The following is an 11781-nucleotide window of genomic DNA, read 5'->3' on the forward strand; positions in this document are numbered from 1 at the left end:
CCTGGCGATGTATCTGGCTGCTAATGATGGCTTGGTCAACGGCGGCTATGGTGGGCTAAACTACCGATCAAGTGGATTGGGGGTTCCTGGTCGGCGTTATAGCCTCGGTGGGTTCATCGGGGCTTCTCGCTTTTTGTGGTGAATACAACATCTGGCGAAAGTCAATTTTCATTTTGACTTAGAATTCGTTCAGCTCATCTACCACGTGTAGAAGGAGTATCAGGGGCCCTTACACAGTGATGTGTCGGGGCTTCAGTCTTTTTGGGTGGCCCAGTACGCATCGCGTTCCTTGGTAAATTTGCGGATTGTGTGGCCTCTAAGGCAGTACGCAGTCTTCAGTAGGTAATACCGTGGGCCATCTTGTGTATCGCGTTTGGCCAGCACCACAGCGAAGTCGTGAAGTTCAGCCCAGATGACCACATGCGTCTCAGTGCCACGCTTGTTTTCCCACCAGGAAAACTCGACAGACTCAACATTTTCGATGCACCAGGCCACCCAGCGCACACGGGCGCAGCGTTCCAGATCAGGAATGCGGTCATCCTCATTGCGGTTGTTTTGACTTGGTGCCTCTGAAATCAGGTGCCAGAAGCCATAACCCTTGTGCCGAGTTTCAGGTCGAAACCGGACTTTGACCACGTGACCGAACAAACGAAGGCTCGCGTGCGCCACGGTTGCCAAATACTCAGCATAAATGGCATCTTCATAGGCCGACCAGTCTGCGTAATCATTTAAACGCATGAGTGCTGGAGGTTGGCTCACGCTTGCGGTCTCCAGACAAACAAATTGAACTTGTCAGCACGCAGCAATGAACTTTGTTCCAGCCGCAAGCCTGAACGATGGCGCACATGCGCTACCAAAGCCAGCTTGGCCGGGCTGTCCTGCAAACCCCGGTGCACGTAGGATAAAGTGCCTATCAAGAGGTCAGCCAGTTGCAGCAACAACACATCATGCGATTGAACCAGCTCAATTGATTCAATCACACTGCGGTCAAAGTCGTAGTTTGCATTGCACAACACATCATGCAGCTTTTTGACCTTGGCTTGGCCCTGGGTGTCTTTGATGTCCAGAAAGATACGGTAATGTTTGGCTGGATCAATCAGACGGTTAAGCAGCGTGTACCACTGCTTGTAATAGAACTCGTCGTGATTTTGCTGAAAGCGCCCATGGTCCAGGGCCTGCTTGTCGGGCACCACCAAGCCACGAAAATGCAGCAGTGGCTCATCAAAAAACAGGTCCAGCAGCGCCTGGTAGAAGGGTAATTTGCCGGGCGAAACCTTGACCCATTTGATTTCAAAGTTAGCGGGCAGGTTGAAAGCCGCCTTCAAGGCCTTGATCTTCCCCGCTAACTCACGACGATGGTCTGCCGGACACCACAAGGCACCCAGCACCATTGACCGCATATGGTCGTTTTCCAGATGGCAGGACTCGTCGCAGTAGATATGGATATGTTCGGTCATGGTAGCGCTTCATCCAGTTTGTCCACGGATTCCGGCAGGCGCAACTGACCCGAAATCAGGCGGGGGAGCAGGGTGTCGCGAAGGGTGGCTAGGGTTTGAGCTTGCAGGCTGTGCTCAATCAGCATTTCAATAATAGGCCCAAGTACCAAAGTTGCTGCGTCGAGAACTGCGGCTGTCGGAATGCATACCTTTGCAGCCGTCAAATGCCCACGCTGGATATGCCCCATCGTGGTAGCTTTACTAGCTGCGGTTTGACGAAAGTCTGCCAAGTGGTGGCGCGTCCAAAAGAAGTAAAACCATTTTGGAAAAGTCTCCGACGTGACCTTGAACAAGTGCTGATTCAACGCGCCTTCACCGCCGCACCAAATCTCCACCTCAAGGCTGCCAGACCAAGAAAACAGCACATCACCGTTTTTCACAATGTATTCGGGCTTGATGCTTCGTGATGCTTGATCCGCACCGACTGAGTCGCCTTTACGCAGCTGCGCGATCTTGATAACGGGTAAATCGTCGTCCCCAGTGGGCGGGAACTTTTGGAGCGCAAGGCCGTTTAAGAAAGCTGCGATTGTGTCCAGGGACTGCACCAGCCACCCCTTCGGCACCAAGCCCAGCTCCGATTCCTCGAGGCTGTCGGGAAACAGCGCCGCAGTGGCCTCATCCATGCCTTCGGGGGCGCGGCCTTCTTGCTTGGCGCGCACCGGGTCGAAGTCGACAAACCACGACTTGAACAGCGCCTGGGCAATGGCTTCCAGCGTGGCATTGGTTTCGCGCAGGAGGGTGATGCGGTCGTCGATTGCCGCCAGCACTCCAGCGATTTCCCTCTGCTCCGGCAAAGGCGGCACAGGCAATTCAAATAGTGGAATGTCTCTGCATCGCAGACTGTCAAAAACAGCACCAACATTGATGTATTTGCCGACCTCGCCCCACCACTCAGAGCCCCTGACCAGCCAGCGTAGGTACTGAGGCAGAACCTTCTTGCCGTCTGCGCGCAAGACAACCAGGTTTTGCCCAATCGCGCACTTCAGTCCTGAAGGCACATGGGCACCTTCACCTGAGTTACAGCGACGAACAACAATCACATCATCTGTTTGCGGCGACAGCTTTTTCGTCCACTCAATGAAGTCATTTTCAGAAATGCGGCGCACGCCATCCAGGGCTATGTGCCCGTCCCGTAGTTGCGGAATCGCGATGTAGGGGAAGCCATCAACAGCCGCTGCTGGGGTTCGGTGATCGCAGTCGATCAGTGAAACACCCGCAGCCTTCAGGGTGAGGCGGCCCCACCCAGCCTCAGAATTCATACCCCAGCCCCCCCAACTTCAGTCGAATCAACTGATCCAACTCCGCGCCCTTTGCCATCTGCTCGCCCAATTTCTCGGTAAGCTGCTGCATCTTGGTGGCGAAGTCTTCGTCGTTGTCTTCCACCTCTTCGGCGCCCACGTAGCGACCCGGCGTCAGCACATGCCCGTGCTGGGCAATCTCGGCCAGTTTGACACTGCGGCAGAAGCCGGGGATGTCCTGGTACTGACCGGCACCGGCATCGGCTTCACCACGCCAGGCCGCCACAGTGCCTGCAATGCGCTCAATCACCTCGTCGGTCAGCTCTGACTGCACCCGGCTGATCATGGTGGCTTGTTTGCGGGCGTCGATGAAAAGCACTTCGCCCTTGCGGTGGGTTTTCTGCTTAACCAGAAACCACAGGCAGGCCGGGATCTGGGTGTTGAAGAACAACTGGCCCGGCAGCGCCACCATCACCTCCACCACGTCGGCCTCAACCATGGCCGCACGGATGCTGCCCTCGTTGTTCTGGCTTGAACTCATGGAGCCGTTGGCCAGCACGATGCCAGCGCGCCCGGTGGGTTTGAGGTGGTGCAGCATGTGCTGCAACCAGGCATAGTTGGCATTGCCTTGCGGCGGGTCGCCATAGACCCAGCGCGGGTCACCCGTCAGGCTGCCGTGCCACCAGTCGCTGATGTTGAACGGCGGGTTGGCCAGGATGAAGTCGGCGCGCAGGTCGGGGTGTTGGTCACGCGTGAAGGTGTCGCCCGGTTCGCGGCCCAGGTTGAAGTCAATGCCGCGAATGGCCAGGTTCATGGCCGCCAGGCGCCAGGTGGTGGGGTTGGCCTCTTGGCCATAGATGGACACGTCGCCAATCTTGCCGCCGTGGGCCTCGATGAATTTCTCAGACTGCACAAACATGCCGCCCGACCCGCAACAGGGGTCGTACACCTGGCCGCTGTGCGGACTCAGGATGGCGACCAGGGTTTTGACGATGCTGGCCGGGGTGTAAAACTGCCCGCCGCGCTTGCCTTCGGCGCTGGCAAACATGCCCAGAAAGTATTCGTAGACCTGGCCCAGCACATCACGCGCGGTTGAGGGGTTATCACCAAAGCCGATGGTCGAGATCAGGTCGACCAGTTCCCCCAGCTTGCCATCGGGCAACTGGGCACGGGCGTAGCGTTTGTCCAGAATGCCCTTGAGCTTGGGGTTTTCCAGCTCGATCTGGGTCAGGGCTTCGTCAATGCGCTTGCCGATGTCGGGCTGTTTGGCGGCAGAGCGCAGGGCCTCCCAGCGCGCCGGTTCGGGCACCCAGAAGGCGTTGACCTCTTTGTAATAGTCGCGGTCTTCCAGCTCGGCCTCGATGTCGCCGGGCTGGGCATCGTGGTAAAAATACTCATCAACCGGATTGGTCAGGCGCGTGACCAGCTCGGCACGCCGCGCGGCAAAGGTGTCGGAGATGTATTTGACGAAGATGAGGCCGAGCACCAGGTGCTTGTATTCGGCGGCGTCCATGTTGGCGCGCAGCTTGTCTGCGGTGGCCCAGAGGGTCTTTTTGATGTCGTCGAGCATGTCGTTGCGTCTTCCCTTGAGCTTGGTTGTTTTGCTTATGGTTGGACTATAGCGAGTCTGGTGGCCGGAACGGGGGATGCGAGCTGCGATCCATGGCAGCGCCGCCACCTTTGCTTAACCTGTCAACAGCGCGATGTACGGTTGATAACTGTAGCTGCGGTTCTTCTTCTGTCCGGTCAACTCGGCCACGATACCCAAGTCCTCCAGCATCTTCACCGCTGCAGTGGCGGTGGGGAAGCTGGTGCCCAGCTTCTGGCGCACCTGCTCGATGGTGAAGCGCGGCATCATGGGCAGCAACTCGAACAAGCGGTAGCTCGCTGGCCCTGCTTTGGGGGACGCCAGCAAACGCCGGCGGTCCGCCGCCAACAGGCTGGCAATGACCACAATGTTGCGCTCGGCATCCAACGCCGCCTTGGCCACGCCTTCCAGGAAAAACGCCACCCAGCCTTCCCAATCCCCATCGGTGCGCACACTTGACAGGCGGCGGTAATACTCGGCCTGGTGTTGTTTCAGGTAGCCACTGAGGTACATCAAGGGCTCGGGCAACAGGCCCCAATGCTCCAGCAGCGCAGCAATCAGCAGTCGACCAATGCGGCCATTACCATCCAGAAACGGGTGAATGGTTTCAAATTGCAGGTGCGCCAGCGCTGTCTTCACCAGTGGCGGCAGGGCTTGCGAGGCATCGTGAATAAACCGCTCCAGGTCGGCCAGCAAAGCAGGCACCCGCTCGGGCGGCGGCGGCACAAACACCGCATTGCCGGGCCGGGTGCCGCCAATCCAGTTTTGCGAGCGACGCAACTCACCTGGCTGTTTTCCGGAACCGCGTGCGCCATCGAGCAACAAGCGGTGGGCGTCGCTGAGCAGGCGCACGCTCAGTGGTAGGCCGCCCGGGTCGCGCAAGTTGTCATGCACCAGCCGGAATGCGCGCAGGTAGTTTGTGACCTCTTCGACATCGTCGATGTTGCTCACCGTGAAGCCGGCTTCCTCATCAAACAAGTCGGCCAGTGTGGCCTGGGTGCCCTCGATCTGCGAGGTCAGCAAGGCCTCTTTGCGAATGGCACTGTAGAGCAACCAGTCCACCGACGGCACCAGCCCGGACACCCCCGACAGGTGTGCCAGCGCCAATTCGGCCACACGATTGGCCTCCATGTAGCATTCAGGCGCCAGCGTTGGCTTGGCTGGTGGAAGCGGATGTGGCACAAAAGCCTGGACGGATTCGCCCAGAGTGGTGGAGATGGCGTAAGTGCCTGTGCTGCGCATGGTGTGAAAGAAATTTTTAATAAAAGCAGATGTTATTAAAGCAATCTTTAATTAAAAAGGCAAGTATCAATGAAAGCTTGCCAAGCGCTGCAGACCTTGACGGCTGTCCTCTCACCGCCGCAGCCGCTCTCTTGGACCCAGCAAAATGGGTGGGGGCTCAAAATCGAGCAACTGACGATTTTTCTGCCGGCCCGCCGCAAATCATCGGCGCAATCAACACTGCATAAAAGGAGCCACTCGATGAAACGCTCAGAGCTATACGCCTTGGTGTGGGAAAAGCCTGTCATCAGACTTGCTAAAGAGCTAGGGGTTTCGGATGTGGGGCTCGCGAAGGCATGTCGGCGACACGACATTCCAATACCGCCCCGGGGTCACTGGACCAAACTTCAATTCGGAAAATCATCCCCGAAAACCGCATTGCCTCCGCAAGACCAAGACAACGAGGTACAGCTGACAATACCGACGCCACGGGAAATCGCCAGCAAAGAAAAACGTCGCTCATTTGTGAAAGCGGTCGAACACGTCGCCGAACAGCTCACACTCCCTCGATTTGAAATTTCGGCAGAACTGCTCAAGCTGCACCCGCTGGTAAAGGCCACCAATACCTACCTCCAGCGACTCCCGAAAGTCATCAAGAAATACCAAAGGACCAACTGGCTTGAAAGGGGAGATGACTTTGAATCGCCCCCCTATGAACAGCATGGGCGCTATTCCTTCAAAGTTCCCGGCGGCCTCATAGTGACCGCCTCTCTGGAAAAAATGGAGTGGGTATTGCGCTTCTATAACAGCCTCTTTGATGCGCTTGCTCAGTTTGGTGCGCGCGCCACACGCGCCGATGTCGATCAAGCACGTGGAGGCCCTAAGGAAGCACGAGTGTGCATTGAACTTGCTGGAGAAAGTCTGGCGATTACCTTGAGCGAGGGATACCGCAAACATGAGCTCGATGCTGAGGAATTCCGGCTCGCGAAACTGGAGGGAAGCTGGGCGCAGTCCTGGAGCTACGTTCCCTCAGGAAAATTCACGTTGCATGTCAGGGGCTCCGAATATTCAGTGTTCAAGGAGTGGCGTGGCACCACAGCACAACTTGAGTCACAGTTCCAAATTATCACCGCCACAATATTGACTCTGCTCCGCGGCCAATCTGCAGTGCGTGAGGAAAGAATTCGCGAGGAAGAGATTCGCCGAGCTGCGGCACAACGAGCTGAAGAAGTCCGACAAATTGATGTGGCCAAAGCCGAGCAACTCAAAAAGGCGTTTGGCATCGCAGTGGAATATGACCGTGTTGTACAGCTGAACAAGTTTCTTGCAACACTGGAGACGGAGCTTTCCAGTTTTGAGGAGCCATACCAGGAACGAACAAAGGTGTGGGTCGCCGTCGTCAGAGAGGAACTGACTAAGCACAACCCCTACCTGAGCGCATTGAGTTCATGCCTTTCGCCGGAGTATTCATGGAGCAAGTGGCCGCCACTTTGGTGGCCGAATACTAAAAGCGCATAAGTCCTGTGGAAAGCTCGGTGGCGCACAGTGCCAGTTCCCGCCCCGCCCCAGATCTAGCGGATGAAACAGGACAAGGACTTTGGCAGGGCAATAAGCCCAAAACTAGTTGGTGAGGGAATTGACGGGCAGAAATGAAAAACGCGCCATGAGGCGCGTTTTTACTGGGTACTGGCGGAGAGAGTGGGATTCGAACCCACGGTACCTTGCGGTACGCCTGATTTCGAGTCAGGTACATTCGGCCACTCTGCCATCTCTCCGCGAAGCCGAGAATTGTACAGTGACGGCTAGCCTGGTTTTGCTTCCTTGGCAATTTGCAGGGCTTGCAAGGCGACTGCAATGTCAGATTCTGTGACCTCCGGGCCTATGTGCAGCGCCACCGGGCTGCCACGCAGGGCGGTGATGCCTTCTGCCTGAAGCGCTCCAATGATTTGCCCGGCCACTTTGGGCGAGGCAAAAGCACCGCTTTGCAGCAGCAGGCGGCCGTCGGCGCCTTGCAGTTTGAAGTAAAACTGGCCGTCGGCTTCGCGGTATTGCTTGAACACCGGCCGCGCCAGCTTCACCGCCTTGGCGGTCGTGCTGGCCTGGGTTTGCAAGGGGCGCAGCCCCACGGCATGGCGCAGTTGGCCCATGAACGGCGTGGCAATGGCGCGGGCTTTGGCGGCACCGGCGTGCAGGATGGCTTCGATCCTGGCCGGGTTGTCGATCAGCGCCTGGTAGGCCGCGCGCATGGGTGCAATTTCCTGGTCGATGCGCTCAAAAACGAGTTGTTTGGCATCGGCCCAGGAAATGCCGGCGGTATAAGCCTGGCGTAGCGCTTCGGTCTCGGAGGCGCTGGCAAAGGCCTGGTAAATCTGGAACAGGGTCGAGCCTTCCACTGCCTTGGGTTCTCCGGGGGCGCTGGAGTCGGTGACGATGCTGCCGATGAGTTTTTTGAGCTGTTCGCGTGGCGCAAACAGCGGAATGGTGTTGTCGTAGCTCTTGCTCATCTTGCGGCCGTCGAGGCCGGGCAGGGTGGCCACATGGTCTTCGATGGCGGCCTCTGGCGCCACAAAATGGTCGCCGTAACGGTGGTTGAAACTGTGCGCCATGTCGCGCGCCATTTCGATGTGCTGCACCTGGTCGCGACCCACCGGCACCTGGTGCGCGTTGAACATCAAGATGTCGGCGCCCATCAGCACCGGGTACATGAACAGGCCGACGTTGACATCGGCATCGGGGTCATTGCCGGCCGCCGTGTTTTTATCCACCGACGCCTTGTAGGCGTGGGCGCGGTTGAGCACACCCTTACCCAGCACGCAGCTCAAGAACCAGGTGAGTTCGGGAATTTCCGGGATGTCAGACTGGCGATAGAACACCACGCGCTCCGGATTCAGGCTGCAGGCCAGCCAACTGGCGGCAATTTCCAGCGTGCTGCGCTGGATGCGCGCCGGGTCGTCCACCTTGATCAGCGCGTGGTAATCGGCCAGAAAGTAGAAGCTTTCGACACCAGGGCGCAGACTGTGGCCCACGGATGGGCGTATCGAGCCCACGTAGTTGCCCAGATGGGGCGTGCCCGAGGTGGTGATGCCGGTAAGGAAGCGTTCGATGCGCATGGGAGACGATGTCAGGGTTCGTTGCGTTCAGCCCACCAGCCAGGCCAGCGGGGTGAGCAACAGGTTGATGAGTTGAAAGGTCAGGGACATCAGCGGGCGCAACCACAGGTTGCTGACCACGCCGGCCAGCACCAGTGCCATCACGATAAAAAAACCATACGGCTCCACGCGCGACACCAGCATGGCCTGACGATACGGCAGCAGCCCCACCAGAATGCGGCCACCGTCGAGCGGTGGCAGCGGAAACAGGTTGAACACCGCCATCACCACATTCACCAGCACGCCGCCCTGCGCCATTTCAATCAGAAACGGCTCGTTGATATCGGCGCCGCGAAACACATAGAGCATCGCGCCCCAGGCCAGCGCCTGAAAAAAGTTGGCGCCCGGCCCGGCCAGCGCGACCCAGATCATGTCGCGTTTGGGATTGCGCAAATTGCCAAAGCGCACCGGCACCGGTTTGGCGTAGCCGAACAGGAACGCGCCCGAGGTGGCGAAGTAAAGCATGAGCGGCATCAGGATGGTGCCCACCGGGTCGATGTGCGGCAGCGGGTTGAGTGTGACGCGCCCCATCTTGTAGGCGGTGTTGTCGCCGAAGTGTTTCGCGGCGTAGCCGTGCGCAGCCTCGTGCAGGGTGATGGCCAGCAACACCGGAATGGCGTAGAGGGCGACGGTTTGAATCAGTTGGGCAAAGTCCATGGCGGTGATTGTCTCAGAGCAAGCGGGCTCAAAGGCCCAGCGCCGCCAGTGAGCCGCGGCCTTCGCGGATGACGACCGGGTCGCCGCCGGTCAGATCGACCACTGTGGTGGGTTCGCGCGGGCAGGCGCCGGAGTCGATGATGGCGGCAATGCGCCCCTTGTAATGCGCGCGAATCTCGTCGGCGTCGTTCATGGGATCAGGCTCGCCCGGCGCGATCAGCGTGGTGGCCAGCAGCGGCGTGCTGTAGAGCGCCAGCAGCTCCTGCAGCACCTTGTGGTCGGGCACGCGCAGGCCAATGGTTTTGCGCGACGGGTGGCTCAGGCGGCGCGGCACTTCCTTGGTGGCTTCCAGAATGAAGGTGTAGGCGCCGGGGGTGGCGGCCTTGATGAGCCGGTATTGCTGGTTGTCCACCTTGGCGTAGGTGGCAAGCTCCGACAGGTCGCGGCACAGCAGCGTCAGGTGGTGCTTGTCATCGACCCCGCGGATGCGGCGCAGCTTGTCGGCAGCGGCCTTGTCGTCCAAGTGGCACACCAGCGCATAACTGGAGTCGGTGGGCACGGCCAGCACCTCGCCGCGATCGAGCAGGGCAGTGGCCTGTTTGAGCAGGCGCGGCTGCGGGTTGTCGGGATGAATTTCGAAAATTAGCGGCATGGCGTTATTGTCGCAGCCCGGCGGCTTCGCGGGCCGTCAGCGCGGCGTTGCCCACACCACTGGCAGCGATGACGGCAATGCCGGCCCAGGCCAGGCCATCGGGCACATGGCGAAACACCAGCCAGCCCAGCACCGTGGCAAAGGCAATCTGCAGGTAGAGATACGGCGTGAGCACCACGGCGTTGGCGCGGTTGAAGGCGCGGATCAGCATCAGGTGACCAAAAGTGCCCAAAAACCCGACCAGCACAAACCAGTACCAATAGCGCAGCAGCGCGGCGCTGTCCCAACTGAGCAGCATGATGGGCGTCATGATCACGGCGCCCACCAGGCCGGTGTAAAAGTGCGTGGTGTAGGGGTTTTCGTCGCCGCTGAGACGGCTGGTGAGCACCTGAAACCAGGCGTAGGCCGTGACCAGCACCACCGGAAACAACAGTGCCCAGCCAAACACCTGGCCGCCAGGGCGCACCACCAGCAGCACGCCCAGCAGGCCCAGGCCCATCAGCACCCAGCGCCGTGGCGAGACGTGGTTTTTGAGTGCCCAGGCCGCCATGGCCGTGGCCGCCATCGGCGAGAGCATGGCCATGGCGGTGAACTCGCCGACCGGCAAATATTGCAAGCCAAAAAACGAGCAGGCACTGGTGGTCAGCAGCAGCACGCCGCGCAGCGTTTGAAAGCGCGGATTCGGTGTGGCGAAGAGGCGGGTTTTCTGCACCGGAAAGCGCAGTGCAAAGGTCACCACGGCCTGAAACACATAGCGAAACCAGAGCAGCATCAGCACTGGCACGAGTTGAGTAGCGTGCTTGGTCGCCGTGTCGAGCATTGCAAAGGAGAGCGCCGCCAGAATGATCAGCAAGATGCCGCCTGCCTGGCGGCTTTTCCAGAACAACACGGCGTTCAGGTCCGCGCCGGGGCGGGGACGGGGGCGTGCTGAATGCGTTCGGCCAGCAGTTGCCACACCGGCGTCAGCTGGCCCGGCAGGTCGGGCAGGGCGCCGAGCTCGGTGCGGCTCTCGGCGGGGCTGTGAAAGTCGCTGCCGCGCGAGGCCGCCAGGCCGAATTCAAGCGCGGTCCCGGTATAACTCACACACTCAGCGGCCGAATGGCTGCCGGTGACCACTTCCACGCCGCCGCCGCCGAGCCCCTTGAATTCGGTGAACAGCGCCAGCTCTTCGTTGGCACTGAATTTGTAGCGCGCCGGGTGAGCAATCACCGCCATGCCGCCAGCCTGGGTGATCCAGCGCACGGCATCTTTCAGGTTGGCCCAGCGGTGCTCGACAAAACCGGGTTTGCCTTCGGTGAGGTACTTGCGAAACACCTCGTAAGTGTCTTTGCACACGCCGGTTTCCACCAGAAAGCGGGCAAAGTGGGTGCGCGAGATCAGGTTTGGGTTGCCGGCGTATTTCAGCGCGCCTTCAAAGGCGCCTTTGATGCCAATGCGTGCCAGGTCGGTAGCCATCTCCTGGGCGCGCTGCGAGCGCCCGCCCCGGGTTTGCTGCAAACCCTGAACCAGTTGCGCATTGTCGGCATCGAAACCGAGGCCGACAATGTGCACGGTTTGATGCAGAAAAGTAACCGAGATTTCAACACCGGTCAGGTAGTCCAGGCCACACGCGGCCGCTGCTGCTGCAGCACGGGTTTGGCCACCGATTTCGTCGTGGTCGGTGAGCGCCCACAGGGTCACGCCCTGAGCCTTGGCGCGGCGGGCAAGTTCTTCGGGGGTGAGGGTGCCGTCAGAGACAACGGAGTGGCAATGCAGGTCGGCGTTCAGGGTGTTCATACCC

11 protein-coding genes and 1 tRNA gene are annotated in these 11781 nt (G+C 59.4%); 1 reads left to right on the plus strand and 11 read right to left on the minus strand.

What is annotated here, in order from left to right:
* Nucleotides 1–252 precede the first annotated feature (252 nt).
* From PHF15_RS05540 to PHF15_RS05560, 5 genes are all read right to left on the minus strand, one after another.
* On the minus strand, nt 253–738 hold the full coding sequence (locus PHF15_RS05540) for a hypothetical protein (protein ID WP_300119602.1): 486 nt from the start codon (nt 736–738) through the stop codon (nt 253–255).
* Between the two features lie 17 nt (nt 739–755).
* On the minus strand, nt 756–1457 hold the full coding sequence (locus PHF15_RS05545; protein WP_300119604.1) for a DUF3800 domain-containing protein: 702 nt from the start codon (nt 1455–1457) through the stop codon (nt 756–758).
* Complete coding sequence (locus PHF15_RS05550) at nt 1454–2755, minus strand: restriction endonuclease subunit S (protein ID WP_300119605.1); 1302 nt, start codon at nt 2753–2755, stop codon at nt 1454–1456. Before PHF15_RS05550 ends, PHF15_RS05545 begins: the two co-directional genes overlap by 4 nt.
* Nucleotides 2745–4304, minus strand: a complete 1560-nt coding sequence (locus PHF15_RS05555; RefSeq protein ID WP_300119606.1) for a class I SAM-dependent DNA methyltransferase — start codon at nt 4302–4304, stop codon at nt 2745–2747. The genes PHF15_RS05550 and PHF15_RS05555 overlap by 11 nt, the downstream gene beginning before the upstream one ends.
* A 114-nt stretch (nt 4305–4418) precedes the next feature.
* Entirely contained in the window at nt 4419–5564 is a 1146-nt protein-coding gene (locus PHF15_RS05560) for a Fic family protein (RefSeq protein ID WP_300119607.1), read from the minus strand.
* Between the two features lie 69 nt (nt 5565–5633).
* Between PHF15_RS05560 and PHF15_RS05565 the strand changes: the two genes are divergently transcribed.
* On the plus strand, nt 5634–7061 hold the full coding sequence (locus PHF15_RS05565) for a hypothetical protein (protein WP_300119608.1): 1428 nt from the start codon (nt 5634–5636) through the stop codon (nt 7059–7061).
* A gap of 169 nt (nt 7062–7230) precedes the next feature.
* Here PHF15_RS05565 and PHF15_RS05570 read toward each other — a convergent pair.
* The 6 genes from PHF15_RS05570 to PHF15_RS05595 form a co-directional block, all read right to left on the minus strand.
* Nucleotides 7231–7318, minus strand: a tRNA-Ser gene (locus PHF15_RS05570).
* Nucleotides 7319–7345: 27 nt separating this feature from the next.
* Entirely contained in the window at nt 7346–8653 is a 1308-nt protein-coding gene (locus PHF15_RS05575; protein WP_300119609.1) for a tryptophan--tRNA ligase, read from the minus strand.
* A gap of 27 nt (nt 8654–8680) precedes the next feature.
* Complete coding sequence (locus tag PHF15_RS05580; protein ID WP_300119610.1) at nt 8681–9349, minus strand: site-2 protease family protein; 669 nt, start codon at nt 9347–9349, stop codon at nt 8681–8683.
* Between the two features lie 28 nt (nt 9350–9377).
* Nucleotides 9378–10001, minus strand: a complete 624-nt coding sequence (locus PHF15_RS05585) for an L-threonylcarbamoyladenylate synthase (RefSeq protein ID WP_300119611.1) — start codon at nt 9999–10001, stop codon at nt 9378–9380.
* A gap of 4 nt (nt 10002–10005) precedes the next feature.
* Nucleotides 10006–10890, minus strand: a complete 885-nt coding sequence (locus tag PHF15_RS05590) for a DMT family transporter (protein WP_300119612.1) — start codon at nt 10888–10890, stop codon at nt 10006–10008.
* Between the two features lie 5 nt (nt 10891–10895).
* Nucleotides 10896–11777 carry a 3',5'-nucleoside bisphosphate phosphatase gene (locus tag PHF15_RS05595; protein ID WP_300119613.1) on the minus strand — a complete coding sequence of 294 codons (882 nt, stop codon included), beginning with the start codon at nt 11775–11777 and terminating at the stop codon, nt 10896–10898.
* Nucleotides 11778–11781 lie beyond the last annotated feature (4 nt).

This window comes from Rhodoferax sp. (genome assembly GCF_028689295.1).
GTDB lineage: Bacteria > Pseudomonadota > Gammaproteobacteria > Burkholderiales > Burkholderiaceae_C > Rhodoferax.